Source organism: Chitinophaga filiformis, from assembly GCF_021646545.1.
GTDB lineage: Bacteria > Bacteroidota > Bacteroidia > Chitinophagales > Chitinophagaceae > Chitinophaga > Chitinophaga filiformis_A.
Genome location: NZ_JAKIRP010000017.1, coordinates 153554 through 177749 on the forward strand (window position 1 = coordinate 153554; position 24196 = coordinate 177749).

At 46.3% G+C, this 24196-nt stretch carries 26 protein-coding genes; 16 read left to right on the forward strand and 10 right to left on the reverse strand.

Features of this window, described 5'->3' with window-relative positions; all coding sequences use genetic code 11:
* Nucleotides 1–16: 16 nt before the first annotated feature.
* Nucleotides 17–589, forward strand: a complete 573-nt coding sequence (locus L3C95_RS29810; RefSeq protein ID WP_236393925.1) for a DUF6620 family protein — start codon at nucleotides 17–19, stop codon at nucleotides 587–589.
* A gap of 80 nt (nucleotides 590–669) precedes the next feature.
* On the opposite strand, the gene L3C95_RS29815 is transcribed toward L3C95_RS29810, so the two are convergent.
* A complete protein-coding gene (locus L3C95_RS29815; protein WP_236393926.1) occupies nucleotides 670–1554 on the reverse strand; it encodes an NAD(P)H-binding protein in 885 nt (294 codons plus the stop codon).
* A gap of 66 nt (nucleotides 1555–1620) precedes the next feature.
* On the opposite strand from L3C95_RS29815, the gene L3C95_RS29820 reads away from it, so the two are divergent.
* Complete coding sequence (locus tag L3C95_RS29820; protein WP_236393927.1) at nucleotides 1621–1998, forward strand: winged helix-turn-helix transcriptional regulator; 378 nt, start codon at nucleotides 1621–1623, stop codon at nucleotides 1996–1998.
* A 165-nt stretch (nucleotides 1999–2163) separates the two neighbouring features.
* The gene (locus L3C95_RS29825) at nucleotides 2164–2553 is read left to right on the forward strand and encodes a hypothetical protein (protein WP_236393928.1); all 390 of its coding nucleotides are present in this window, start codon (nucleotides 2164–2166) and stop codon (nucleotides 2551–2553) included.
* Between the two features lie 56 nt (nucleotides 2554–2609).
* Here L3C95_RS29825 and L3C95_RS29830 read toward each other — a convergent pair whose 3' ends face one another.
* From L3C95_RS29830 to L3C95_RS29850, 5 genes are all read right to left on the reverse strand, one after another.
* The gene (locus L3C95_RS29830) at nucleotides 2610–3257 is read right to left on the reverse strand and encodes a DUF2306 domain-containing protein (protein ID WP_236393929.1); all 648 of its coding nucleotides are present in this window, start codon (nucleotides 3255–3257) and stop codon (nucleotides 2610–2612) included.
* 66 nt (nucleotides 3258–3323) lie between these two features.
* Nucleotides 3324–3713, reverse strand: coding sequence for a winged helix-turn-helix transcriptional regulator (locus L3C95_RS29835; RefSeq protein WP_236393930.1), 390 nt, complete (start codon nucleotides 3711–3713; stop codon nucleotides 3324–3326).
* A 160-nt stretch (nucleotides 3714–3873) separates the two neighbouring features.
* The gene (locus L3C95_RS29840) at nucleotides 3874–4404 is read right to left on the reverse strand and encodes a DinB family protein (protein WP_236393931.1); all 531 of its coding nucleotides are present in this window, start codon (nucleotides 4402–4404) and stop codon (nucleotides 3874–3876) included.
* Between the two features lie 361 nt (nucleotides 4405–4765).
* The gene (locus tag L3C95_RS29845; protein ID WP_236393932.1) at nucleotides 4766–5215 is read right to left on the reverse strand and encodes an Hsp20/alpha crystallin family protein; all 450 of its coding nucleotides are present in this window, start codon (nucleotides 5213–5215) and stop codon (nucleotides 4766–4768) included.
* Nucleotides 5216–5383: 168 nt separating this feature from the next.
* Complete coding sequence (locus L3C95_RS29850; RefSeq protein WP_236393933.1) at nucleotides 5384–5872, reverse strand: hypothetical protein; 489 nt, start codon at nucleotides 5870–5872, stop codon at nucleotides 5384–5386.
* A gap of 132 nt (nucleotides 5873–6004) precedes the next feature.
* Here L3C95_RS29850 and L3C95_RS29855 point away from each other — a divergent pair, with 132 nt between their 5' ends.
* The 3 genes from L3C95_RS29855 (at nucleotide 6005) to L3C95_RS29865 (ending at nucleotide 7337) form a co-directional block, all read left to right on the forward strand.
* Entirely contained in the window at nucleotides 6005–6169 is a 165-nt protein-coding gene (locus tag L3C95_RS29855; RefSeq protein ID WP_236393934.1) for a hypothetical protein, read from the forward strand.
* A gap of 33 nt (nucleotides 6170–6202) precedes the next feature.
* Nucleotides 6203–6418 (forward strand): hypothetical protein, encoded by a 216-nt coding sequence (locus L3C95_RS29860; protein WP_236393935.1) that lies wholly within the window; start codon nucleotides 6203–6205, stop codon nucleotides 6416–6418.
* 106 nt (nucleotides 6419–6524) lie between these two features.
* Entirely contained in the window at nucleotides 6525–7337 is an 813-nt protein-coding gene (locus tag L3C95_RS29865; RefSeq protein WP_236393936.1) for a hypothetical protein, read from the forward strand.
* Between the two features lie 68 nt (nucleotides 7338–7405).
* On the opposite strand, the gene L3C95_RS29870 is transcribed toward L3C95_RS29865, so the two are convergent.
* Together L3C95_RS29870 and L3C95_RS29875 are read right to left on the reverse strand one after the other, a co-directional pair.
* Entirely contained in the window at nucleotides 7406–8329 is a 924-nt protein-coding gene (locus L3C95_RS29870; protein ID WP_236393937.1) for an NAD(P)H-binding protein, read from the reverse strand.
* A gap of 118 nt (nucleotides 8330–8447) precedes the next feature.
* Nucleotides 8448–8867: a lipocalin family protein gene (locus tag L3C95_RS29875; protein WP_236393938.1), complete on the reverse strand. Its 420-nt coding sequence runs from the start codon at nucleotides 8865–8867 to the stop codon at nucleotides 8448–8450.
* Between the two features lie 278 nt (nucleotides 8868–9145).
* Between L3C95_RS29875 and L3C95_RS29880 the strand changes: the two genes are divergently transcribed.
* The 5 genes from L3C95_RS29880 (at nucleotide 9146) to L3C95_RS29900 (ending at nucleotide 13558) form a co-directional block, all read left to right on the forward strand.
* The gene (locus L3C95_RS29880) at nucleotides 9146–10288 is read left to right on the forward strand and encodes a tetratricopeptide repeat protein (protein ID WP_236393939.1); all 1143 of its coding nucleotides are present in this window, start codon (nucleotides 9146–9148) and stop codon (nucleotides 10286–10288) included.
* A 119-nt stretch (nucleotides 10289–10407) separates the two neighbouring features.
* The gene (locus tag L3C95_RS29885) at nucleotides 10408–11205 is read left to right on the forward strand and encodes a HipA family kinase (protein WP_236393940.1); all 798 of its coding nucleotides are present in this window, start codon (nucleotides 10408–10410) and stop codon (nucleotides 11203–11205) included.
* Nucleotides 11183–11566: a DUF3037 domain-containing protein gene (locus L3C95_RS29890; RefSeq protein ID WP_236393941.1), complete on the forward strand. Its 384-nt coding sequence runs from the start codon at nucleotides 11183–11185 to the stop codon at nucleotides 11564–11566. Before L3C95_RS29885 ends, L3C95_RS29890 begins: the two co-directional genes overlap by 23 nt.
* Before the next feature lie 91 nt (nucleotides 11567–11657).
* On the forward strand, nucleotides 11658–12482 hold the full coding sequence (locus L3C95_RS29895) for a hypothetical protein (protein WP_236393942.1): 825 nt from the start codon (nucleotides 11658–11660) through the stop codon (nucleotides 12480–12482).
* Nucleotides 12483–12829: 347 nt separating this feature from the next.
* Entirely contained in the window at nucleotides 12830–13558 is a 729-nt protein-coding gene (locus tag L3C95_RS29900) for a DNA-formamidopyrimidine glycosylase family protein (RefSeq protein WP_236393943.1), read from the forward strand.
* Between the two features lie 76 nt (nucleotides 13559–13634).
* Here the strand turns inward: L3C95_RS29900 and L3C95_RS29905 are convergent, their stop codons facing one another.
* Nucleotides 13635–14498, reverse strand: a complete 864-nt coding sequence (locus tag L3C95_RS29905; RefSeq protein ID WP_236393944.1) for a hypothetical protein — start codon at nucleotides 14496–14498, stop codon at nucleotides 13635–13637.
* A gap of 91 nt (nucleotides 14499–14589) precedes the next feature.
* On the opposite strand from L3C95_RS29905, the gene L3C95_RS29910 reads away from it, so the two are divergent.
* The 3 genes from L3C95_RS29910 to L3C95_RS29920 all read left to right on the forward strand — a co-directional run bounded on the left by L3C95_RS29910 (nucleotide 14590) and on the right by L3C95_RS29920 (nucleotide 16974).
* Complete coding sequence (locus tag L3C95_RS29910; RefSeq protein ID WP_236393945.1) at nucleotides 14590–15588, forward strand: DUF3667 domain-containing protein; 999 nt, start codon at nucleotides 14590–14592, stop codon at nucleotides 15586–15588.
* 8 nt (nucleotides 15589–15596) lie between these two features.
* On the forward strand, nucleotides 15597–16376 hold the full coding sequence (locus tag L3C95_RS29915; RefSeq protein ID WP_236393946.1) for an enoyl-CoA hydratase-related protein: 780 nt from the start codon (nucleotides 15597–15599) through the stop codon (nucleotides 16374–16376).
* A gap of 76 nt (nucleotides 16377–16452) precedes the next feature.
* The gene (locus L3C95_RS29920) at nucleotides 16453–16974 is read left to right on the forward strand and encodes a hypothetical protein (RefSeq protein ID WP_236393947.1); all 522 of its coding nucleotides are present in this window, start codon (nucleotides 16453–16455) and stop codon (nucleotides 16972–16974) included.
* 115 nt (nucleotides 16975–17089) lie between these two features.
* Here the strand turns inward: L3C95_RS29920 and L3C95_RS29925 are convergent, their stop codons facing one another.
* The gene (locus tag L3C95_RS29925; RefSeq protein WP_236393948.1) at nucleotides 17090–19348 is read right to left on the reverse strand and encodes a Tex family protein; all 2259 of its coding nucleotides are present in this window, start codon (nucleotides 19346–19348) and stop codon (nucleotides 17090–17092) included.
* 136 nt (nucleotides 19349–19484) lie between these two features.
* Between L3C95_RS29925 and mazG the strand changes: the two genes are divergently transcribed.
* Together mazG and L3C95_RS29935 are read left to right on the forward strand one after the other, a co-directional pair.
* Entirely contained in the window at nucleotides 19485–20252 is a 768-nt protein-coding gene (mazG, locus tag L3C95_RS29930) for a nucleoside triphosphate pyrophosphohydrolase (RefSeq protein WP_236393949.1), read from the forward strand.
* A 5-nt stretch (nucleotides 20253–20257) separates the two neighbouring features.
* Complete coding sequence (locus tag L3C95_RS29935) at nucleotides 20258–24031, forward strand: sensor histidine kinase (protein ID WP_236393950.1); 3774 nt, start codon at nucleotides 20258–20260, stop codon at nucleotides 24029–24031.
* Nucleotides 24032–24196: the final 165 nt, after the last annotated feature.

A 24196-nucleotide genomic window follows, 5' to 3' on the forward strand; every position in this document is an offset into this window, starting at 1 on the left:
TAAAAAACAACAGACCATGGGACAAAACAACCCCTTATTTGAACCTATTCACGGCATTACTTTGTACGATTATTCTGCCGCCAACGCTAAGATTGCGAATGGTGTTGCTGTAGATACTATTTGTAGCGCGCTTGGTGTGGAAGTACCCGTATGGGAAGATGCCAGCCAGGGTTGGGTACAACGTATGCAGGAAGATGCAGATTTCATTGTGATCTCCGAAATGGGAACCTTATTCGGACAGGCCGATCAACACCCAAAATTAGGTCATCTCCAGCCGCAAGCCGGTGCAGGAAATACACAGAACCTTCAGCGCCTGGCTACTGACCGCTATTTCTATGAAGAGTTGTGTGGAGCACGTACCGCTGCATATGAAGCGGGTTTAGACGGCGCCAGATGGATACAGGATAATTACGGCATCTCTCTTGGCGACTTCCAGCAGGTGGCTATGCAATGGATGGAGCAACAAAAGGACCTGAGCAGCGAAGAAATAACGGAATACGTAGACTATATGGAAGCGAAAAGACAGGAGTATGCAAAGAAATTTGCTGATGAAAACGGCGGTAATATAGCTGACGATGTGGAGTTTTAAATAAGATCCGCTTTCCGGATAAACGTAAAAAACGCCTTCCATTTCTCAAAAAGGGAGGCGTTTTTATTTAGAGCTTAACGTCATCCTTTATACACTGCAGCAAATTCGTCTGCAAAATCATCCAGCTTCGTCTTGCCATAATCTGCTGGTTTATTCCGGTCATAATCTTCCCATAAAATGCCGCTCCTTATTGCAGTACCCATTTCGACAAAGACACTGGCAATGGCAGGTGGAAAACCTGCTCCCGTCATACCGGCCAGACTGTCCTGGTCATTGAATTCTACCCAAGGCAGATCAGGTTTGCCTATTGCAGCACCCAGGGTTTTGACGAGCGTTGAGACCTTTTGCTCGTCACTGATCACATAACGATGGCTTTTCCCGCTGAAAGTGCCCTGTAGCTCCTGCGCAGCTGCTTCCGCAATATCCCGAGGATGTACCAGCGCCAGTCTTGATTCTTTACTGTAATTATTGCCCAGGATACCATTGTTCTTTATCATGTCTATATTAGCAAAGAAGTTGATATAGAAGAATCCCGCACGAAGATGTTTAACTGCGACATTATCTAATGCGTTTAACGTCAGTTCCACGTCGTGTAATCCGGCTATTGGCCCTGTGCCTTTCTCAAGATGAGCGCCGATACTGCTCAGGTTCACTACCCGTGTTACGCCTGATGCTTTGATCGCTGCTGCATAGTTTTTACCAATATCGCCAATGTATTGCCTGTAGTTGCTGACGCCAAAATTGGGTGGCACCATTGTGTAAACTGCGTCTGCACCGGTAAATGTCTTTGTCAGAAATGCAACGTCTTCTATAGAACCTATCGCAGCCTTTGCTCCTAAAGCTTCAATAGCGCTCACCTTGCCAGCGTCGCTGCTGATAACCGTTACATCATGACCTGCGCCTGTCAATATCTCTGTCAATGGCTTGCTGATGTGCCCCAGCGAGCCTGTTACTATAATTTTCATACTATTAATGTTTGTTTGTTTTCAAGGCAAAACTTTTTTACAAGTACCTACCCGAAGTAAGTGGTTATGGCTAAAGTGAAAGAAAGCTCAACAAGAACCTATAATAAAGGCATTGCTGAAATGACCTGTCCTATCACCCATGTCATGAACAAGATCGGCGGCTACTGGAAAACGATCATTCTCTGCTACCTGATAAGCGGCCCTAAACGCTATGGTGAACTCAAGCGCCTGATACCTGCCATTACGGAGAAAATGCTCATACAGCATTTAAAACAATTGCAGGAAGACAATTTAATAAACAGAAAGGCAGAGGATATTGTTCCGCCATATGTTGTTTATAGCGTGACCCAGCCCGGCGAAGATTTAGGGCCCGGTATTGCTGGCAATGGCTGGATGGGCAATAAAGGCCAGCGCAAAGTAGGTGGGCTTCACCACCAGCACTGATGCAGGGACCTCACGATGGCCACGTCCCCGCCTGATGGTAAATGAGGGCAATAAACCATATCAAACTGTCTACAAGTGGGAACTGTTAAGAGTTTGCTAAACATACTTTTGCCTTTAAATTTTTCAATTAAACCAGCGTCAAAGAATTAGAAAAAATTAAAGGTCATGAAAAAGATAATAGCAATACTGCTACTTGCAGTAACGGTTCAAAGCGCTTCAGCAATGGTTTCTAACAGCCCGGTAAGAGGTGGTTTTCATGGTGGTGGCTTTTATCACCCCAGAACTACCGTAGTGGTGGGCGGTGGCTTCTACAGCCCTTATTTTTCTCCTTTCTATTATGGCTACCCGTATCCATATACTGCTGCCGTGCCTTACCAGCCAACGAAGCTGGATATGCAGATAGCAAACATTAAAAATGATTATGCGGACAAGATCGAATCTGTTAAATTGGATAAAGATCTGACCGGTAAAGAAAGACGCGCACAAGTAAGGGAATTCAGGAGAGAACGCGATCAGGCGGTCCTTGAAGCAAAGAGGAACTATTACAAATCTTAATGTTAAAATTTGGTTCATGCAAAAGGGAATGATGTAATATCATCCCCTTTTGTATTTTACGCCCTGCCGGCTTTTTTCTGCCGGAGTGATAATATGACTTCATACACATACAATGGAACAGCCCATCCCATCCAGAAAAGGGAAGGAGAAATATCTTCAAAACTTCCCAGCGATTGAACAATAGGTAACTTTATCGTTAACCCCGATACCACAAAGGCTAATGTAACAATGTAACTTCTGGTCATCCACTCTTTATGAAGTTTAATTTGCCTTTTACGCACCGTCCACCAGGCAATAAAGGAAGACGATATCCAGACACTTACCCATACCTGTAGTGAAAATGCGTACGCCCAGTTGATGGCATAGGCAGTGGTAAAAGCCAGTATCACTGCGCACGTGCTGCTAGCCAGGATAGCCAGCAGATAAAGCGTGCCAATGATGCGGTGTAATTTCCAGCTTTTGGTTCTCAATCGCTCCCAGAATTGTAAAGGCCCAAGAATGAGCGCTCCTCCTCCGGCGGTAATATGGAGCAGCAGTACCCATTTCAGTGTAAAGTATTTGCCAAGTGCTTCGGGAGTGAGTTGAAGGAAGTGATCGGCACCATGCATGAAATACCAGGTGATCGCTACAATAACAGCCCAGATCAGTACTTTGAAGACGTCGCTTATTCCCCGGGAGGAAGCCGCAGCAGATAAATTTTTCATGTTCAATAGGTCATTAATTGAACACAAAATTCAGTGAGCGGACTGTTGAAATCAATAACCGAAAAATTATTCGGTAACAGGAACCAGGCAGGATGGAGATCGGCGCCCGGAACTTACCTTCTTCACCTTACCCGAATAAGCAGCTCCCCATTGATCCATCGAGCCAATAACAGGAAGAAGGCTTTTGCCCATGTTGGTGAGAGAATAGTCTACGTGCAAAGGAAATCCCTTTCGTACTTTCTTCGTCACAATGCCATAATATTCAAGCTCTTTCAGCTGCATGTCTACTACCCTTGGTGTAGCAGCTATGAGTTGTTTATGTATTTCGCTTGGCCTTGTATTCCCTCTGCTGATAAGGTCTACAATACAGGGCTTCCATTTTGCTCCAAGTACTTTCATGAATACAGTGACGCCACAGTCCAGGTCTTCCGGAGTCTTTCTTTCGTATGTCTGCATAACATTTAATTTGGGTTATCAGCAACGCAGCAGCACTTACTGCTTTGCCTTTGTTATGCAATATAAAATATTTTTCAGTCCTGCCGGATCCTTAGCTGATTTCGTTATTGGATGACTACTTTCAATGACTGACAGGACTGAAAACGTTTATAGCAGCGGATTAAAACAGTTTTTCTTCCGGAGGTTTAACACCAGCAAGGCGCAGGTAAACGGTAGTTTGTCCGCGGTGATGCGTCTGATGCTCAAATGCTTTTTCCAGCGCTTCTTTTCTGGTCATGTCAAATTTGCCAAATAGGGTGATTTTTTCATTCATCTTATCTGCAGGCATCTTTTTGATGTCATTAATGACATAATCATATCCATCCATCACAGCCTTAACTACTTCAGTCTTCGACTTGTTACTTGATTTTTCACATTCGCCCATACCAAAAGGGCTTTTTTCACCGGTAACTGCAGATACAAAACCATAGTTGGCATCCGTAATGTGAAGCATCTGTTCTGCAAAAGAGCGCATTTCTGGTTTTGGTTTCAAAGCGTAATCTTTGTCTGGCATAGCATCGAGGTATTCTTTTGTATAGGCTTTTGCCCTTTCCCATTCCTTTACCATTCCTTCATTCGTCGACTGCGCAATGCAAATGCTGGATAATCCAATAAAGAGTGTGAATACTTGAATAAACATAAGTGCTTTCATCGCATGTAAGTTTTTTTTGAACAGTAAAATGCTTTAGCAATAGATGTGATACAAGAGAACTATCTTAAGAAATACTCTTAACATAGTTTAAGGGGCTTGACTATTAAAACCAACAACCAGACGACTGATTTGTTTAGCAATCATAAGGAAAGGGCCGCCGTTCTGGCAACTGAAAGGAATACGCTCATCGCGTTAGTAATAAAACATCAAGTGCCTTTGCAAAATGAAGGAAATCGTAAATAAGCTTGACGAAGCTGAGGGATAAATAAAAAGCCTTCAGATAACAGAACTGAAGGCTTACATATCAAGCTGCTATTAATTAAGAGGAACCAGTTTAGCAGACTCAACCTCATTAACTCACTTATGCTATCTCAATAGTACGGGGTGCTTTCTGTTTAGCTTCTTCCCGTTTTGGAATAGTAAGATGTAATAGCCCATTTTCGTAACGGGCGTTGATCTTATCGTCATCTACCACATTCTTAGGCAGTTCAAAACTGCGCTGGAATGACTGATAGCTGAATTCCCGCCTGGTATAGTTATCTTCTTTCTTTTCCTGGCTCTGCTGTTTGGCAGATGAAATAGTCAGCAGATTGCCATCAAGTGTAACTTTGAAGTCTTTCTTTTCCATACCAGGTGCTGCTACTTCCACCTCGTAGTTATCGGCAGTTTCCTTAATATTTACGGATGGAACGGTGGTACTGGTAGACGAAAAATTGCTGTTTCCCCAGTTGAAAAGTTCACGGCTAAAGAAGTCGTCGAGCAACGAAGGGAGTGTTGAAAATGAATTTCCATTCCTTTTGATGAGTGACATAATGAACCTCCTTTTAATTAAGTGAACAATAGATAACTTTGGTAGTCAGGTTGGCCAACCTTTCCATCCAAATCTGCTCAAATGAGGTGCCACCGCGTTTTGAACTGAATTTTTTTCAGGAAAACTGAAATTTTTTCTTGTCTGAAGAAACATTTGTCAGATTGTAAGTCATTCCCCCTTTTTCATCTTTTCTATGGTGTCGAGCATACCGGCATGTTCTGTCTCATCGGCCAGCGGCAAAGCCAGTATCTGCCACCTGATACCTTCTTCCTTACGCCCCGATTGATACAGCAATTGTGCGTTCCTGCTCATATACCGGCTGAATGCATGACGCTGCTTCGCTGGTATGCCAGTCCCGTATTTCTTCGCATAGGGAATAATGGCGGCGGAAAAATTGCCCCAATCATCGCGTTGCATACTATAGATAGTCTGGCTCATCAGGAGCACCTCTTCTCCCGTATCTCCGTGAAGTGATACCAGGTGTTTCCCAAAGACGGTCCAATCGGGTGTACTATCACGGGATTCAAGGTAGGGAATGACCTCTTCCTGGAAGATCCTGTTTATCTTCTCAGCATGGATACGGGTACTGTCAATAGGCTTTTGTGCAAAGACGGGAGTGGACAACAAACAATAAAGGGCTAATACAAATGGATACATGGTAATGGTATTTATGAAGGGACACTATGAAGTTAAATAATAGATAGTAACTTTACTTAGGAGAAAGAGAATTATCAATAAGATCATTATGGCAGGGCAGACAACTTATAATACTCTTTTAACTAACCCAATATGCGACACTTTAATCTGACTGCAATTGTCATTGTTATCCTGGCTGCAATCGCACTCATTGTTTTCCTGATAGTAAGAAACCGGAGAGATCAGAAAGAACTGTTAAAAGATGATCCTGTAGAAGATCAGATCGAAGAACAGCAAAGGCGGAAAGATAAATTGTAAAACTTTTATTGGGGCATTGAAATTAAAATGCCCATGAAATTTGTTAAACTCACAGCAGCAGTGTTGCCCGTGGCCGCCATTGCAGTATTTTCTGCCTGTAAGAGAGAGGCAAACCCTAATTACACGAACCGGTATCATCTGCGATACAATAGCTCGTTTATCCAGATTGGTGACACCGTATTGTCTTCATATGTTTATGGGGAAGGTTTGAATGGCTTCAGGGGTGGGAATCGTCTCGATGGAAGATAGCTGCTACTTTCACTTGTTTTCTCCCCGGAAAACCGTACTTTAGTCATACTCCCAAAAACCTCCAAACGGATAACCCCTTTTCGACATATACTTAAATCATTGTATTATGGGAAATAATTCCACAGAGCACATCAATGAAGCAATGAATAATGAAGTTGCAGAATCAAAGAAGATTCCCTCTGTTATCGAAGCACAGAAGATGCTGGCTTTACAGAATAACATGCTTTACGTTGGAGCAGATGCTTACATCGGTAATCCATATGCCCTTCTGGGAACAGTACTGGAGATTCGGAAGACACAGGCTGATTGCCCCACTATTGCGAATACAGAGAATGCATCCATAGAATTTTCTGCGTTTAAGATCCCGGGTATCGAGATCGATGAAGCCTCAAAGATTAAGGAGCCCATTAAACGGCAGTCCATCCTCGTTGATCAAAAATTGGCGGTGGAGCTGAGTTTCTTAAACTACCTGACGGCCGAGTTTGAAGGAGAATCTTCGTTCAGTCTGATGGTATTCGATCAGGCAACAGGATTGGTTAACCGCGACAGCGACTCCTGGAATAAGGGCGTGCAATCCTGGATGACAGACAATAAGGCCACTATCCTCGACGATCCTGCTGTGTGTTACGTGTATGCCGTGATAGGTTTTGTGCAGAAATATATCATCCGGCGCAAATATACCAAGTTCACTGCCGGCGCGAAAGGCGGTGCTTTTGGTGTTAACCTGAATGGCCAGCTTTATACCAGCTCTGAAGATTATTCGTTGGATGTACGTTACGGCTTGCAGACGGTCATTCTGAAACGGCCTGCAGTAACAAAGTCGCTGTTTGCAGTGAAAGAAGTCCTGGCTGAAGCGAAGGAAGAGGAGGCAAATCTCTTTAGCGCTATTGCCAAAGAACGTAGCTTTGCGCTTAAATAGCAGCTGTAGCAACAGGCAACGGAGAGCAGAAATTTTCACCCGCCGTTGCCTGTTATTATCAGGTAATGTCAGACTTTACTTTTGGCTCTGCTACTTTTACTCTTGCTTTTTGTGGCAGTGCGTTCTTCTGCAGGTACATATTGTTGAATATAATTCTTCAGGGTTGTTTTCAGTTTGACCTGAACAGTATCTTTCTTTTCCGGCTTGGCTTTTCCGGATATCACTGCGTCTGTCATTTCTATGAAATTCCTGATAGCGTCCGGCGAAAATCCTATCTCATGTAGACTGCTTTCCCACTGTTCTTTTGGTATCTGTACCGCTTTTACTTCCATTCCGAGCGCATCAGAAAACGCTTTAGCTACATCATTACTGCTATAGGCAGCTGGCCCGGTCAGTTCGAATATTTTTCCGTCTTCTTCCTCTTTCTGTATAACATTTGCTACAAAAGCCGCCACTTCCTGTGGTGATACCATCGGAATGGACAGGTCGGGTGGGAAAAAGGTAGGCAGTGTCCCATTTTCCATCACAGATCCCAGATACATCATCCAGTTGCTGAAATAATAAGCCGGACGTACGAAGATCTGTTTTACCGGCATACCTGTAAACGCATGTTCCAGCAGATATGACATCACCAGGTTACCTGTTCCTGATTCATACTGGGCGCCGATAGAAGACAGGCCCACTACTTTTTTAATAGGTGAACTGGCTAACGCTTTTCTGTAATTTTCAAGAATGTCTTTTGTTTCGCCAATCACATTCCGCTCGTGACCGCTTTCGGGAGTGAGTGCAAAGAGCGTACTGCCATCCTGGAACGCAGCAACCAGTGAAGGAAGGTCACTGATATCGGCTATGGCAACAGCAGCGCCCGTTTTTTCCAGTTCACCGGCTTTATTTTCATCTCTGACAACACCTTTGACAGATTCTCCTTTTTCTATAAGCTGGCTAACAACAGCTGAACCAACTTGTCCTGAAGCTCCAAGAATGACATGCATAATTACTGTGATTTTTATATTGGAGGCTCCAAAAATTAGTCCAGCGTTATTGTGGAAAAAAAGGAACAGGCCATCTGCTTACACAGATAGCCTGCCGCGGATAGGAATAGGGCAGGGGTTAATTTTGGTTAAAGGTCAAAAACTCCTCGCTGGCGTCATTGTCATCTTTTAGCTTGATCTCGGTACTAGTTATTGAAATGATTTCCCAGTCATCTGTCAGTTCGCCCAACGGCTTATTGGCATCACTTTTTTCACCAAAATCGATGTTGAATTCCGTGGCACTACTGTTAATGCTCCACGTCCCGCTCCTGTTCGTACTGTTTTTGGATGCTGTTGCCGATCCATTACTGTCAAACGTAAAGGTATAGCCGTTGAAATCGCCGGTTTCATTATTGCCGCGCTCACTAAACAGCGTTACCCGCCATGTACCAGTTGTAGGTGCGTCCCGGTCAGGGGGCGGCGCAGGATTATCATCATTACTGCATGATAGTATACATGCATACAATAGTATTGCGGCTAACCAGCTGTTGCTTCTCATAACGGACATTTAACGTGGGGAATCTATTGTATTAATACGGATGCACCATGTATTTGGTTGCCTCACCCGATCATTTAATTTGACAGTTTGTAATAAGACTTCCCCGGACAGACACTTTCCGCTTCCGGTGCTGCCGCGAGGATGTCTGCTTAAGTGTTAGCCCCTGCTTATAATTTAATTCGTATTCATAATCAATCATTTATCGTCTGGGGTGCTTTATCAACTAAATTTTTCTTTTTAAAACTATATATTTAGTTTTAAGGTCAAATAGTAATCAAATGAACAACCTGAACAGGATATTATGCCTGCTTTTGCTGTTATGCAACGCGACCCGGATCTTTGCACAATCTTCTGTGAACAGGAACCGCGTAATGGAGTATCTGCAGGACCAGCAGTATGATGAAGCGATTGCCTATCTCCGGCCAGCCGTAGATAGCAATGACGCCCGCCAGGTGGCCCTGCTGGCCTACACTTATTACCAGGCAGGGAAGGTACCGGAGGCTGGAAATTATTATGAAAAGGTATTGCAGCTGGATAGCAATCACCTTACGGCCCACCAATGCCTGGCTGTAATCAGTCTGCAACACGATCGTCCGCTAACTGCTGTAGCGCACTATAAAAAGGTGGTGGTACTCCGTCCCCAGAGCGCCATTGCCTGGAAACAACTGGCTTTCGCCGCCCTCACTGCCTTGCAGCAGGATTCCGGTTTTGCCTGGCTGAATAAGGCCTATACCCTGAATCCTGGCGATCCCAGGGTCGTATCCCGGCTGGCGGAAGAGTGGATAGAAAGAAAGCGTTTTGGCGCAGCAGACACACTGATAAACACCTTCCTCGCTACAGATTCATCGTCAGCAATCGTCCTCATGACAGGAGCCAGGACTTCCTATCTGTTAAAGGATTACCAGCGCACCCTGATATTAGGAGAGAAGCTGAAACAGCTGAATATCTCTTCCTCCAATACTTTTATCTACGTTTCAGCAGCAGCTTATAATCTCAAAAAATATGAGGATTGTATAGCCATAAATGAATACCTCACCGCGCGGAATGCCAGCTCCGAAAACATCATTTATTATGCCGCTATGGCCTGTACACAACTGAAGAAGTACGAGGAAAGCAATGAACTGCTGCAAACCTGTATCAACATGGCGAAGTCGCCCAGCCTGGATAACTACTATACAGGAATGTCTGTCAACTATGAGGCATTAGGTCAATACAAGCCTGCGATCGCAAACCTTGACACGGCCTATTACATGTTCCATCAGCCGCTGAAACAGTATAGTATCGGCCGTATTTACGATGCACACCTGAAGAATGATGTGATGGCGACACGCTATTATAAACGCTACATCCAGCTGTATAAAGGGGAAACACCGGAAGAAAAAGAGATTTACAATTATCTGAAAACGCGCATTCAGAAATAAGGATAGCGCCTTTCTCCCTACACCTTGCTCAACACCTTAAATAGGCTTAATTTTATGCGGCTTTAATAACCGGCAGCGTCACAAACTGCCGGTTATTATTTGCATAAATAATGAATTCAATGATGAGTAAACAACCCGAACTGAGAACTGTCAACGTGACCAGGTATGTGACTCCATTGCGTGAAGGAGGCTCTTTACCTGCCATCGCAGAGGCAGATGATGGGTTCCTGTACGTACTGAAGTTCCGTGGCGCAGGGCAGGGCATAAAGGCATTGATCGCTGAAGTGATTGGAGGAGAGATAGCCCGCAGAATAGGCATGAAAGTGCCGGAAATCGTTTTTGCCAACCTCGATCATGCGTTCGGCCGTACCGAGCCGGATGAAGAGATCCAGGACCTGCTGAAGGCCAGTGAAGGCCTTAATCTGGCGCTGCATTACCTGTCAGGCGCTATTACCTACGACCCTACAGTTGCCGTGATTGACCCGCAGACAGCTGCCCGTATTGTATGGCTGGACTGCCTGCTGACCAACGTTGACCGTACCGCCCGTAATACCAATATGCTCATGTGGCATAAAGAACTATGGCTGATCGATCATGGCGCCTCCCTGTATTTCCACCATTCATGGGATAACTGGCAGGAACAGGCCAAACGGCCCTTCGTACAGGTAAAAGACCATGTATTGCTGCCCCAGGCAGACGGGCTTGAAAAGGTAGACGCCGCCTTCCGTGAGATCCTGACGCCTGAACAGATTCGTGCTATCATTTCCGTGGTACCCGATGAATGGCTGCTGACATTATCTCATCATGGTACGCCAGACGAAATAAGAGCCGTATATGCGGAGTTTTTGATCACCCGGATAGCCAATTCCGGAATATTTGTAAATGAAGCGCAACATGCAAGAAAAACACTTATTTGAGTACGCTGTCATCCGCGTTATGCCGAGAGTGGAACGGGAAGAGTTTCTCAATGCCGGTGTCATTCTCTATTGCAAACAACACCGTTTCTTACAGGCGATGATTACGCTGAATGAGGACCGTTTGCGTGCTTTCGCCCCTGAAATAGATATCAGTGAAGTAAAAACATACCTGGAAGCCTTTGAATGCATCGCTAAAGGAGGTAAACCGGCTGGTCCCATCGGTCAGCTTGATCTCGCTTCCCGCTTCCGTTGGCTGACCGCTACCCGGAGTACAGTCGTACAGGCGGGAAAGGTACACCCGGGTCTCTGCGACGATCCCGGTAAGGCCTTGCTCAGACTGCATGAACAACTGGTATTGTAAATACATAAAAAGAGGGTGTATATTAACTTTTCTGCACCCTCTTTTTCGTACCTTGTTTTTATTTAGATTTACAGGAAAACCCCATTGTTCCATGTTACTGCAAACAAGTACCTTACAATTGTTCCGCCCGAAGGAGGCAGATTCTCTTTATCGATTTCTGGACCTTGTACAAGCCTGCAATGATCATAGTCATGCTACCAGGCTGCGTTACGTGTTTGACGGAGCTAAGTTCAATGACTACGTCTCAGCAGAAGAGTTGGAACAATCCTTTGCTTCACTGGAGAAACATTGGAGCGACGGGGATTTTGACAGGGATGTGATCCTCTCTACGGATAAGGATTCACCCCTATTTTCATTGGTGCATACAGACCCATTCGAATACACGAATGAAGACAATGCAGCCTTCAGCTTCCGTAGTGGCAAACCATTGCTGCAGCCTGAAGGACACTTCTCCTACGAAGAGTTTCACCATTTCTTTGTTACCGCTATCAGGGCTTATAAAGCCAGGTATGCTGCCGTATATGATACAGAACTCGAAACATTGATCTCTTTCGCCTCCTTTTATGGAGAAGTGGAAATGGATGAAGAAATATCTACTCCGGATATCGTAGTAAAAACGCCTGAGCATCTTACAACCCGCATCGGTAAGGTGATGGCTCCGGGACTTTTCAATCCCCTGGAAATACCCCCTGCCATTTACTGGTTCAATTACTGGAATGAAGATCAGGTAAAAACAGTAGGTGAGGAAAAAATAAAACAGGCAGCCTTTGACGTAATTGAGAAGCTTCCCGGCGGCGGTTACATCCTCATTGTGCAGAAAGAGAACTTCGACACGTACAATACGGCCCACCTCGAAAAACTAGCTGCCCTGTACGATTATTTTGATCTTTACACACTTCAACAGAACGCTTCCTAAACGGCTGACATTAATGGCGTGCCTGTGGCACGACCCCCTAACAAAACACCATTAACAAAACGCAATAGGACTCCTTTAGGAGCCCCGTGTTTGTAGCGCGGGGTGCAACCCCGGGGAAACGAATATACGGGCGTAACCCTGGAAACAAACGGACAGGGTGCAACCCCGGGGGAAACGAATATATGGGGCGTAACCCCCGGGGGAAACAAACGTACGGGCGTAACCCTGGCAACAAATGTACGTGTGCAACCCCGGAAACAAACGTTCGCGTTGCAACCCCGAACAAACCCACGCCTCCCGGCTGGCGCAGATATTGTATCCCATCTGTATGACCAACAGGAAACATTATGCCAGAAGGACCATCCATTGTGATATTAAAAGAGGAAGTAAAAGCTTTCACCGGGAAAAAGGTCATTGATGTGACCGGATATGCGAAAATAGATCTGGAGAGGATCCGCGATAAAAAGATCATCGCTTTTAAAAGCTGGGGGAAACATTTTCTCGTCTGCTTCCGCGGCTTTACGATCAGGATACACTTACTGATGTTCGGTACTTATCGTATCAACGAAAAAAAGAACAGCAACCCTGCACTGCATTTACAGTTTGATAACGGAGAACTGAATTTTTATACCTGCTCGGTGAGGTTCATTGAAGAGCCGCTGGATGAGGTGTATGACTGGAGTAGTGATGTGATGAATGAGCAGTGGGACCCGGCCAAAGCAATGGCCAAACTGAAGAAGATACCGGAAACCCTTGTGGCAGATGCCCTGCTGGACCAGGATATCTTCGCCGGCTCAGGCAATATTATCAAAAACGAAGTATTGTTCCGGATCAAAGTCCATCCTGCCAGTAAGATCGGAAACCTGCCCCTCAGGAAGAAGCGGGAACTGGTAAAGGAAGCCGTGAACTATAGTTTCGACTTCCTCCGTTGGAAGAAGGAATTTCAGCTGAAGGCACACTGGCTGGCGCATACCAGGAAGATCTGCCCCCGGTGTCATATTCCGCTCGTGAAGGAATATCTCGGTACCACCAACCGGCGCACCTTTTACTGCTCTAATTGCCAGGTTTTATATTGAGCCGGGCTGGCATACCATCCTGCAATAAAAAAGGCGTCCTGTGCCTTACAGAACGCCCTTTTGAATACTTTCGATATCATTTCCGGTACTTGTACCGTACTGTTCCCAACAGTTCCTTTTTCTTTCCATAACACTCTTCCTGGATCGGAAGGCCCCGTTCGTCATAGGTGTACCTCCAGATGGTATAGGTAGCCGTCTCGCCGTTCACTGTGGTCATAGCGCCGATCCTGTTCTTGGCATCATAGTCAAAAATATAGTCTGGCAGCATTTTCTTCCGGGTAGGAGAGTAGCGCACGATATCCGTCAATAAATTCTGATCATTGTACTTGTAATAGATGCGCCTGCCGCTGGCTCCCTTGCCGCTTTCCATCTCTTCAGCCACCAGCCCCAGTGAATCCAGCGTAAACTGGACAGTGGTGGAGTCTTCTATCTTATCTCCGTGAAAATGAATCATTTTTGATAAACGCCCCAGGCTGTCATACTGATAACGCCTTGTTTCAGTGAATTTATACTTCGATTTCGGCTCATACGAAGTAAGGTATACTTCCCTGATCTTCGCACTCGTATCGTTAGTATTACGCATGTAAATGACGGTCGTAATAACGCTGCGGGTGCTGTCTACGGTCTTTGTCAGCTTACCCTTGGTAGAAAAGTAGGAGGTCATTACGGAATAGCCGGTAGCGCGCGAAACAGTCGTGGACCGGATCTGCCGGTAATTGGCGAGTATCTCACGCTGACAGCGGAAATCGTTATCTGATTCCTGGCCGGCGTCAAAGCTCTGAACCAGTTGCACAGTGATCTTATTTTCTTTTAACAGGGCCATATTAGCCTCGGTACGGGCGGTATTGACGATGTCCTGGTAATAGTATTGGGCGGAAACAGACAGCTTTAACCCAAGCAATGCTGTGAAAAGCAATAAAATGGTTTTTCTCGTGTACATATTAGATACAAAAATAATGATTCAGGAACATTCGGTAGTTCATTTCTGTAAAGATAATTTTTATATTTACCATCTATAACCTATAAGATACTTGAAAACACAACCTCTAAGGAAAGAAACGAACTGCCTCAATTGTGGAACGGATGTTCCGGGCAGATATTGTACAAATTGCGGTCAGGAAAATATTGCCCCCCATGAAAGCTTCGGCCACCTGGTAAAGGAATTTGCTGCCGATATAGTACATTACGATTCCAAAACACTGCTGACATTCAAGTATTTATTCACCAAACCGGGCTTTATTACCAGGGAGTATACCGCCGGTAAACGGGTGAAATTTGTACACCCTATCAAACTGTATATTTTTTCATCCTTCGTTTTTTTCTTTTTTTACTTTACACTGACGTCCCACAGCAATGATGAGTCACTTGATAAACTTGATAAAGATGCCAGAGAGCAGGTAGAGACTGCCCGCCGACAGAATAAGGAGGTCTATGCAAATCTTCCCGATTCTATCAAGAGAGGTGACCTTTCTACAGGCGACTGGTTCAGAAGGCTGAACGCCATTGACTCCAAAAAACAGTACGACTCCCTGCAGCAATCACTGCCTGTACAATATCGTGACAACCGTATTCAACGTAAAATGGCCCGGTATTATTTTTCTGCCAACAGGGATGGAGAAGGCCAGACTAAGGAGGAAAAAAATCATGCCCAGGAAGAGCTGTTCCAGCACAACTATCCAAAAATGGTGTTTGTGTTGCTGCCGCTTTTTGCGCTATATCTGAGATGGATGTACGATAAGAAGAAATGGTTTTATGCAGATCATGCCGTTTTCTCTGTGCATATCCACGTATTTTTCTTTATATTTTTTCTGGTATGTACAGCCCTGGATGCGCTCTTTCATTCGGAAATCTTTACCAGCTGGGGACTGCTCGCTATATTTGCATACCTGGTAATAGCCCTGAAGAACACGTACGGGCAGTCATGGGGAAAGACACTCCTCAAAGGCTTCCTGGTAACACTGGTTTACCTGATTACGTTATTAATAGTATTTGTAGGTTTTGTCTTTACGATGACGGTATTAATTGCGTAACTTAGGGAATGCAACCAGAATATATTATCATACACCACGAAGTGGCGCCCTATGTGGCCCATATCCAGTTAAACCGCCCCAAAGAACTGAATGCGCTGAACCTTGAACTGATGGCAGAACTCAGGGACGCATTGAAAGCATTGGACGCGGACGACAACGTACGGGTTATTATTATCAGCGGTAATGAAAAAGCATTCGCTGCGGGCGCAGACATAAAACAGATGGCAGGTAAGACTGCAATGGATATGTATAACATAGACCAATTCAGTACCTGGGACACAATAAAAAAAACTAAGAAGCCGTTGATAGCGGCAGTAAGCGGTTTCGCGCTGGGTGGGGGATGTGAGCTGGTTATGCTTTGCGATATGATCATAGCCAGTGAAACAGCGCGCTTCGGACAACCAGAAATAAAAATAGGCGTCATGCCAGGAGCCGGCGGTACACAACGTCTTACCCGTGCAGTAGGTAAGGCGCTCGCCATGGAAATGGTATTGACAGGCCGTTTTATCACCGCAGAAGAAGCATTGCGCGCAGGTCTTATCAACCGGGTGGTACCGGTGGAACTCTTCCTGAAAGAAGCCATCCAACTGGCTTCAGAAGTAGCTGCTCTCAGTCCGCTGGCAGTGAAAATGGCCAAAGAATCCGTATTAAAAGCATTTGACAGCACACTGGAAGAAGGGCTGCATTTTGAACGTAAAAACTTCTATCTCCTGTTTGCCTCCGAAGATCAGAAAGAAGGCATGCAGGCTTTTGTTGATAAGAGAATACCTGTATTTAAAGGAAAATAACATGCGTATTACCGACAGGATCATGCTCTGAACATATACACCCGTAATACACAATTAGCAATTCGTAATAGAGACCATGACCATGAACAAACACCTGGCAGCACTGTATGTCGTAGCTGCCTGTATTTTAGGATGTAAAGAACCGGCTGTCACCAACGGAGAAGAAAAAGGAACTACACCTCTGCCTACAACAGACACTATGATGGCTGTAGCCGACACCATTGAACCCACCCAGGTAGCTTCCTGGCAAGCTTTTGAGCAGTTTGAAGGTAAGTATGTAGCAGAAAGCGGCATGTTGGAGAGAGAGCCGCTGAAATCGCGTATCCAGGCATTACTGGACACCAACAGCCGCGCTTTTGCAGAACGCTTTGATGTTACTCCTCCGGTAGAAGTGGAAAATGATATCCTCTACAACCAGGGATGTCGCAGACACTTTTGCGGTGGCGATGAAGCCGCACTGGCCATTGATATGCGCAGGGATGTCATCTACGTAGGTATCGCCATAAATGGCGCCGTAAAGCTGTATAGTGAAAGGAATGATTCTGCTTTTCCTGAGAAATTATTACGCTGGAAACTCAAGTTCCCTTCATTGAACTAAGGTTAAATATGAGCTGTTCCCCGGATGGATCTTACTTAGATAAATCCCCCGGCTAGCAATAAAAAGCGGCCGTACCAATGTCTGGTACGGCCGCTTTCGTTAACACTTTATTCTTTTAATTGAACTTTTTCTTCAGCTCCATCAGTTTCGCCTGGAAATCATTCAGCGGAGCTTGTGCAGCCTGTTTCGAAGGCTTGCCACCGTCCCTTTTTTCTTTCCGCTGACCACCGCCGCCGGCGCCCTGCGCTTCATTGTCCTTCATGGACAGGGAAATACGCTTACGTGCAGGATCCACTTCCAGTACCGTTACCGTTACTTTCTGGTTCAGTTTTACAGCTTCATTCGGATTGCTGATAAACTTGTTGCTCAGATGGGAGATATGCACCAGACCATCCTGTTTTACACCAATGTCCACGAATGCACCGAAGTTGGTGATGTTGGTCACTACTCCCGGTAAGGTCATGCCTACCTTCAGATCATCCATGGTACGGATGCCTTCCGCATATTCGAAGATCGCGATCTCGTCGCGTGGGTCACGGCTCGGTTTATCCAGCTCTTTCAGGATGTCTTCCAGGGTCAGTAAACCTACTTCTTCACTTACATATTCCTTCGGATTGATCTTCTTACGCAGCTCTTCCTTCGTCATCAGGTCCTGAACAGTACACTGCTGTTTGGCAGCCATGTTCTCGATCAGTGAATAACGCTCAGGGTGCACTGCCGAGTTGTCCAGCGGATTGTCCCCGTTCTCGATACGGAGGAACCCTGCGCACTGTTCAAACGCTTTGTCGCCCAGACGGGTCACTTTCTTCAGCTGTAAACGGTTCCTGAAGGCACCGTTCTCTTTGCGGTATTTCACGATGTTTTCAGCCAGAGAGGGGCCCAGACCAGATACATATGCCAGCAGGTGTTTGGACGCTGTGTTGAGGTTCACACCTACATTGTTCACGCAGCTTATCACCACCCTGTCAAGGCTTTGTTTCAGGCTGGATTGGTTTACATCGTGCTGGTACTGACCTACACCGATCGCTTTCGGATCTATTTTCACCAGTTCTGCCAGCGGATCTATCAGCCTGCGGCCAATAGATACGGCGCCACGTACAGTTACATCGAAATCAGGGAATTCTTCTCTCGCTACTTCAGAAGCAGAATATACAGAAGCACCGCTTTCATTTACCATGAAAACGTTGATCTTCTTACCAAAGTCGATCTTCTTCACAAATTCCTCTGTCTCACGGCCTGCAGTACCATTACCCACGGCGATGGCAGCAGTATCGTATTTCTCCGCCCATCTTTTCAGCAGGGCTTCAGCATCGTCTCTCTTGTAGTTTTTCTCCAGCGGATAAATTACATCGTTGTCCAGCATATTGCCCTGGTTGTCCAGTGCTACTACTTTACAACCGGTTCTGTAACCCGGGTCAATGGCAATCACCGCTTTAGGTCCTAACGGAGCGGCCAGCAATAACTGGCGCAGGTTTTCGGCGAATACTTCTATCGCTTCAGCGTCTGCCTGCTCTTTACCTAAGGCACGGAACTCGTTCTCCAGTGACGGACGAAGCAGACGTTTGTAAGAGTCTGCACCCGCTTTTTTCACCTGCTCGCTGCTGGCGTTATTACCGGTTACGAACTGTTTATCTATGATGGATGTCGCGTCTTCTTCAGCGGGGCTGATAGTGGCATACAGGAAACCTTCTGACTCACCACGCAGGATAGCCAGCACCCTGTGTGAAGGGATAGCGCTGATCTCTTCGCTGAAATCAAAATAGTCTTTGTACTTGGCGCCCTCTTCTTCCTTACCCTCTATCACTTTGGATGTCAGTACGGCAGTATGGGTAAAGAGTTTACGCAGTTTATCACGCAGTTCGGCATTTTCGTTGATCCATTCTGCCATGATATCGCGTGCGCCTTTCAGTGCTTCTTCTGTAGATGCCACCTGCTCATTCAGGAACTGCTCTGCAGCGCTTTGCGGCGCATTCTCCTGCTGTTCGAAGATCAGTTTGGCCAGCGGCTCCAGACCTTTTTCGATAGCCTGCGTACCTCTGGTCTTGCGTTTTGGTTTATATGGGAGGTAAATGTCTTCCAGTTCTGTGAGTGCCCAGGTGTTTTCAAGTTTGCCCAGCAGCTCAGGAGTCATTTTCTCCTGGTCTGTAATGGTTTTGATGATGAAAGCGCGGCGTTCATCCACTTCCTGGTAGCGTTTCTGGAGATCTTCGATCTTCCCGATCTGTACCTCGTCCAGACTACCGGTCACTTCCTTACGGTAGCGACTGATGAATGGCACGGTGGACCCTTCCGCCAGCAAATTCATGGTGTTCTCCGCTTGTCGCGCTGAGATGTTCAGCTCCGCTGAAATTAGCGCAATGTGTTTGCTATTCATGAATTAAAAATTAGTAGTTTTCCGGTTAACCAAAACCGGCGGCAAATGTAACTAAAATGCCCTTTCTGTCAACAAAAAGAAATTAACATAAATCCCATACAGACGTCCCCCTGCGGGAATTCTTTATATTTGACAGATGGAAAATAATTCGGCCTTCAACCGCCTGCTGGAAATCATGGATGATTTGCGTGAAAAATGCCCCTGGGACAGGAAACAAACCATCCAGACACTCCGTCAGCAAACCATAGAAGAACTATACGAACTGGCAGATGCGATCACTGACCAGGACTGGAAAGCAATAAAAGAAGAACTGGGAGATCTGCTCCTGCACATCGTATTTTACGCAAAGATCGGTAAAGAGCAGCAGCAATTTACTATGGATGATGTCATTAATGGCATCTGTGAAAAGCTCATCTACCGCCACCCGCATATCTATGGCGACGTAAAGGTGGAAAATGAAGAAGAAGTCAAACAAAACTGGGAGAAACTGAAACTGAAGGAAGGCAAGACCTCCGTACTCAGCGGTGTGCCCGTATCCCTGCCGGCCCTCGTAAAAGCCATGCGCCTCCAGTCCAAAGCCAAACAGGTAGGTTTTGAATGGGATAATATCGACCAGGTATGGGATAAGGTCAAAGAAGAAATAGAAGAATTGCATGAAGTGGTTCGGCAGGGACAGCCTGACCAAATAGAGGACGAATTTGGCGATGTTTTGTTCTCTCTGGTGAACTACTCCCGCTTCCTGAAAGTAGACGCCGAAAACGCCCTGGAACGCACCAATAAGAAGTTTATACGCCGCTTCCGGCAGATGGAACAAATGGCAACAGCACAGGGTAAAACGCTCGATGAAATGTCATTGACGGAAATGGACGGCCTCTGGAACGAAGTGAAAAAATCAGAAAAATAAAGAAGTTGCTGGATATCAAAGAAATAAGGTTTTTTTTCATCCGCCACGGATATCTCCTGATCATTGCTGCCTGGTTGTTTACCTTTTCATTCCTTTTCAGCAATTACTGGTCATACTATTCCTCCCCACAAGGTGTAAAACGCAGCCTGGAAAAAAGCCTGTGGCAGCGTGAACTGGCTTTTGAAGAACTGACAACCGATACCACCCTGATTGGTCACCTCTTCTCCCGCGATCAGACGGAAGAGGAAGCAAAACTGCTGGCCAGCAAGGACTTCTACGTCTTTGCCTACGACAGCAGTACTGCCAGCCGCTGGCTGGTATACTGGAGCACTAACCTTGTGCTGCCGGAAGAATGGCAGGCGCCGCTTACGCCAGGCATCCGCTTCCTGAAACTGAAGAACGGGTACTATGAAGTGATCTGTAAAAAGTTGCCCTCCAAACAACCCGGCCATGAACGGTACATCCTCGGGGCCATCCCCGTGATGATGGAGTACAGCCTTAGCAACAGTTACCTGGTAGACCATTTTTACGATAAACCTGCCCTGGGGATGGAATACACCATCCATCTCAAACCACCCGGCATACCCGTGCTGAACGGTCAGGACCTTATCCTCTTCTACCTGTACTACGATCGTACCCTAGATGCCGGGCCGCCTAATCTGCTCAGTGTCATTCTGAGGGTGCTCGGATGTATCTGTGTCCTGATCTTCATCAACCTGTTTGCCACTATGCTGGCCCGGCAGAAGAATCCCATGTATGGCTTTTTCTTCCTGTTTGCCGTCATCATATTCTGCCGGACGCTGAGTTATTTCTATCCTTTTCCTTTTAACCTCCGTGCGCTCAATATCTTTACACCACTCATTTACGCGAAGGATGAAGTGTTCCGCTCCCTGGGCGACCTCCTGCTGAACGTGCTGCTCGGATTCTGGCTCCTGCTTTTCTTCCGCGAGCACGTAAAGACTATCAAACCGCCCATTGTGAAGAATCGCTGGCAGCAACGCCTGGTGATCATCCTTGCCAGCTTCATCATGTATGTGGTAGGAGAGTTTCTGTCTGAACTGATCCGAAGCCTGGTGATCGACTCCAGGATCTCTTTTGATGTGGCCAATCCTTTCAGCCTGAATGAATACAGTATCATCGGTTTTGTGATCCTGGGTTTCATCTCGTTCAGCTTCCTGTTCTTCTCGCAGATCATCAACTACCTGCTGAATGAACTGACCAATTTCCGGCACCGTACCAAATACATCTTCCTGGCTGCCGTGGGTATGATATGGCTGACATTCCGCCTCCAGGACCCGGAGATATACTACTCTGTGGCTATGGTGATCTGGCTTATCATCTATGTGGTGCTGCTGGATGTATTGTCTTACCGTTTTGAGAACAGTCTGGCCACCGTTCCTTTCCTCTTCTGGCTGTTCCTGCTCACTATCACTACCTCGGCTGTACTGGTGTATTACAACGACCAGAAGGAGTTGAGCCTGAGGGAACGTATGGCGGTGGAATTGTCCAAACAGAAAGATCCCTACGTGGAGATGCTGCTGACCGACGTAACGCGGCAAATGGAAGAAGATGAACTGTTACAGCTGTTCTTCCAGCAAAGTACCAGTAGCACCGGCCGGAGCATGCCCAGGTCCACACTGGAAAACGAACTGAAACAAAAATATTTCAAAGGCTACCTGGGGCGCTTCAACGTTACCTTCTATGCCTTCAACGAATACTTTGAACCTATCTACGGCGGAGATACCTCCACATTCCCTGCACTGAGCCGGCGTATGCTGATGGGCTCCGAGTTGATAGGCAACGAGCTGTATTACAACGAACGGAGCTTCAATGACTATAGCTATATCGGCCGCAAAGATTTCTATAACAACGGTATCCCTTCCGGTTACCTGATATACGAACTAACACCGGCAGTGGTCAATACGCAGCGCCTGTATCCGGAACTGCTGGTGGATGGAGAGATCTATGACCCGGAGAAGGAATCGTCTGCAGCCTATTCCTATGCCATCTATGACCAGGGACAACTGGTGAGCAATAACAACGACTTTGCATTCCCCGTAAAATTATACGGCTCAGATATCCCGAAAGAAGACATCACGGTACAATCCGAAAAAGGCTATTCCAGGCTTATCTACAAGGCTTCAAAAGACAAGGTCGTGATAGTGGTGAAAGAGAACAGGGGCTTTGTGGAATTCATCACCCTCTTTGCTTACATGTTCTGCCTCTTTTTACTCATCATTGCGATCTACAGGGTACTCGACCTGCTGGTGAAGGCGAGGATGCGTATTGGTAACCTCAAGGCGCTGGTCAACATCAGCATCCGTAAAAAGGTACATGGCACGATCATTTTCATCGTAGTATTCGCCTTTATCATATTGGGTCTGACCACTATCCTGTTCTTTATAGACCGCTCAGAAAGAGAGAATAAAGAAAGACTGAGCCGCACGATCAACGAGGTATCCCACGATGTGGAAAAGGTCTTTGCAGATCAGCGTATGTTTGATGACCTGGAAGACCTGTATGATCCTATTTTCCAGGCCAGCCTGACATCTGCCATGGGCGAGATCGCAGACGAGCGTGCGCTGGATATCAACGTTTACGACAGGGATGGCAACCTGCAGGTCACCACACAACCCCTGATCACAGAAAAAGGTCTCTTATCGAAGAAGATCAATCCTAATGCTTTCATACAGTTGTATCGGGAGCCCAAGATCCAGTGGATCCAGAAGGAAAAGATCGGGTCCATGCAATATCTTTCAGGATATGCACCACTACGTAGTAACGGCGAGATCTTTGCCTATCTGAATGTACCTTATTTTGCCACCCAGACAGAGTTGAACCAACAGATCTCCAACTTCCTGGTAGCGCTCATCAACTTTAATGCTTTCATATTCCTGATAGCCGGTTTACTGGCTCTGCTGATCACTAACTCCATCACCAAGTCGTTCTCGCTGGTAACGGAAAAACTGCGCCATGTAAGCCTGGGACAACAGAATGATGAGATAGAGTGGGAGAAAGACGATGAAATAGGTGCGCTGGTAAAAGAATACAACAAAATGGTACGCAAGCTGGAAGTGAGTGCCGCCAGGTTGGCAAAGAGTGAGAGAGAAGGCGCCTGGAGGGAAATGGCTCGTCAGGTAGCACATGAAATTAAGAACCCGCTCACGCCTATGAAGCTGAGTATCCAATACCTGCAACGTGCCATCGACAATGATGCGCCCAATGTAAAGCAGCTGTCTCATAACGTAGCGCATACACTGGTAGAGCAGATAGAGCACCTGGCTAATATCGCCTCCGATTTCTCCGCCTTTTCACGCATCGATGAGGCCAACAGCGAGGTATTACTGCTGAATGAAGTCCTGCATTCGCTGAAGGACCTGTACCAGAGCCACGAGAACTGTAATATCCATTTCACGCCACCCGGACGTGCCTATTATATTTTCGCCGATAAAACGCAGATGAACCGCCTGTTCACCAACCTGCTGCAGAACGCAGTACAGGCGTTACCGGAAGGCAGGGTAGGGCATGTCACCATCGCCATGGAACAGGCAGAAGACGGTTGGGTAGTGGTGAGCGTGGAAGACAATGGGGAAGGCATTCCACCAGAGATCCAACCCAAGATCTTTGTACCTAATTTCACCACCAAAAACTCCGGTACCGGCCTCGGATTGGCCATGTGTAAAAACATTGTAGAGCAGGCGAGGGGAGAGATCTGGTTTGAAACGCAATTGACGGTGGGTACAACCTTCTATGTACGGTTACCTTTGGAAAAGGTTTGATCCCGCATACGTTCCCGGGGTTTCACCCCGGGCTACAAACACACGACCCCTAACGGGGTCGATCGACTGGGATGGAACATGTCATTTGATCTGCCTACGTTCCCGGGGTTTCACCCCGGGCTACAAACACACGACCCCTAACGGGGTCGATCGTCTTGGATGGAA

Excerpts from the sequence above, each read along its gene's own strand:
- L3C95_RS29895 (WP_236393942.1), top strand. The coding sequence starts at position 11,658 with ATGTTACTGCAAACAAGTACCTTACAATTGTTCCGCCCGAAGGAGGCA.
- L3C95_RS29880 (WP_236393939.1), top strand. The coding sequence starts at position 9,146 with ATGAACAACCTGAACAGGATATTATGCCTGCTTTTGCTGTTATGCAAC.
- L3C95_RS29825 (WP_236393928.1), top strand. The coding sequence starts at position 2,164 with ATGAAAAAGATAATAGCAATACTGCTACTTGCAGTAACGGTTCAAAGC.
- L3C95_RS29915 (WP_236393946.1), top strand. The coding sequence starts at position 15,597 with ATGCAACCAGAATATATTATCATACACCACGAAGTGGCGCCCTATGTG.
- L3C95_RS29820 (WP_236393927.1), top strand. The coding sequence starts at position 1,621 with ATGGCTAAAGTGAAAGAAAGCTCAACAAGAACCTATAATAAAGGCATT.
- L3C95_RS29810 (WP_236393925.1), top strand. The coding sequence starts at position 17 with ATGGGACAAAACAACCCCTTATTTGAACCTATTCACGGCATTACTTTG.
- L3C95_RS29850 (WP_236393933.1), bottom strand. The coding sequence starts at position 5,872 with ATGTATCCATTTGTATTAGCCCTTTATTGTTTGTTGTCCACTCCCGTC.
- L3C95_RS29830 (WP_236393929.1), bottom strand. The coding sequence starts at position 3,257 with ATGAAAAATTTATCTGCTGCGGCTTCCTCCCGGGGAATAAGCGACGTC.
- L3C95_RS29890 (WP_236393941.1), top strand. The coding sequence starts at position 11,183 with ATGCAAGAAAAACACTTATTTGAGTACGCTGTCATCCGCGTTATGCCG.
- mazG (WP_236393949.1), top strand. The coding sequence starts at position 19,485 with ATGGAAAATAATTCGGCCTTCAACCGCCTGCTGGAAATCATGGATGAT.
- L3C95_RS29855 (WP_236393934.1), top strand. The coding sequence starts at position 6,005 with ATGCGACACTTTAATCTGACTGCAATTGTCATTGTTATCCTGGCTGCA.
- L3C95_RS29900 (WP_236393943.1), top strand. The coding sequence starts at position 12,830 with ATGCCAGAAGGACCATCCATTGTGATATTAAAAGAGGAAGTAAAAGCT.
- L3C95_RS29920 (WP_236393947.1), top strand. The coding sequence starts at position 16,453 with ATGACCATGAACAAACACCTGGCAGCACTGTATGTCGTAGCTGCCTGT.
- L3C95_RS29835 (WP_236393930.1), bottom strand. The coding sequence starts at position 3,713 with ATGCAGACATACGAAAGAAAGACTCCGGAAGACCTGGACTGTGGCGTC.
- L3C95_RS29885 (WP_236393940.1), top strand. The coding sequence starts at position 10,408 with ATGATGAGTAAACAACCCGAACTGAGAACTGTCAACGTGACCAGGTAT.
- L3C95_RS29860 (WP_236393935.1), top strand. The coding sequence starts at position 6,203 with ATGAAATTTGTTAAACTCACAGCAGCAGTGTTGCCCGTGGCCGCCATT.
- L3C95_RS29865 (WP_236393936.1), top strand. The coding sequence starts at position 6,525 with ATGGGAAATAATTCCACAGAGCACATCAATGAAGCAATGAATAATGAA.
- L3C95_RS29925 (WP_236393948.1), bottom strand. The coding sequence starts at position 19,348 with ATGAATAGCAAACACATTGCGCTAATTTCAGCGGAGCTGAACATCTCA.
- L3C95_RS29815 (WP_236393926.1), bottom strand. The coding sequence starts at position 1,554 with ATGAAAATTATAGTAACAGGCTCGCTGGGGCACATCAGCAAGCCATTG.
- L3C95_RS29845 (WP_236393932.1), bottom strand. The coding sequence starts at position 5,215 with ATGTCACTCATCAAAAGGAATGGAAATTCATTTTCAACACTCCCTTCG.
- L3C95_RS29905 (WP_236393944.1), bottom strand. The coding sequence starts at position 14,498 with ATGTACACGAGAAAAACCATTTTATTGCTTTTCACAGCATTGCTTGGG.
- L3C95_RS29840 (WP_236393931.1), bottom strand. The coding sequence starts at position 4,404 with ATGAAAGCACTTATGTTTATTCAAGTATTCACACTCTTTATTGGATTA.
- L3C95_RS29870 (WP_236393937.1), bottom strand. The coding sequence starts at position 8,329 with ATGCATGTCATTCTTGGAGCTTCAGGACAAGTTGGTTCAGCTGTTGTT.
- L3C95_RS29875 (WP_236393938.1), bottom strand. The coding sequence starts at position 8,867 with ATGAGAAGCAACAGCTGGTTAGCCGCAATACTATTGTATGCATGTATA.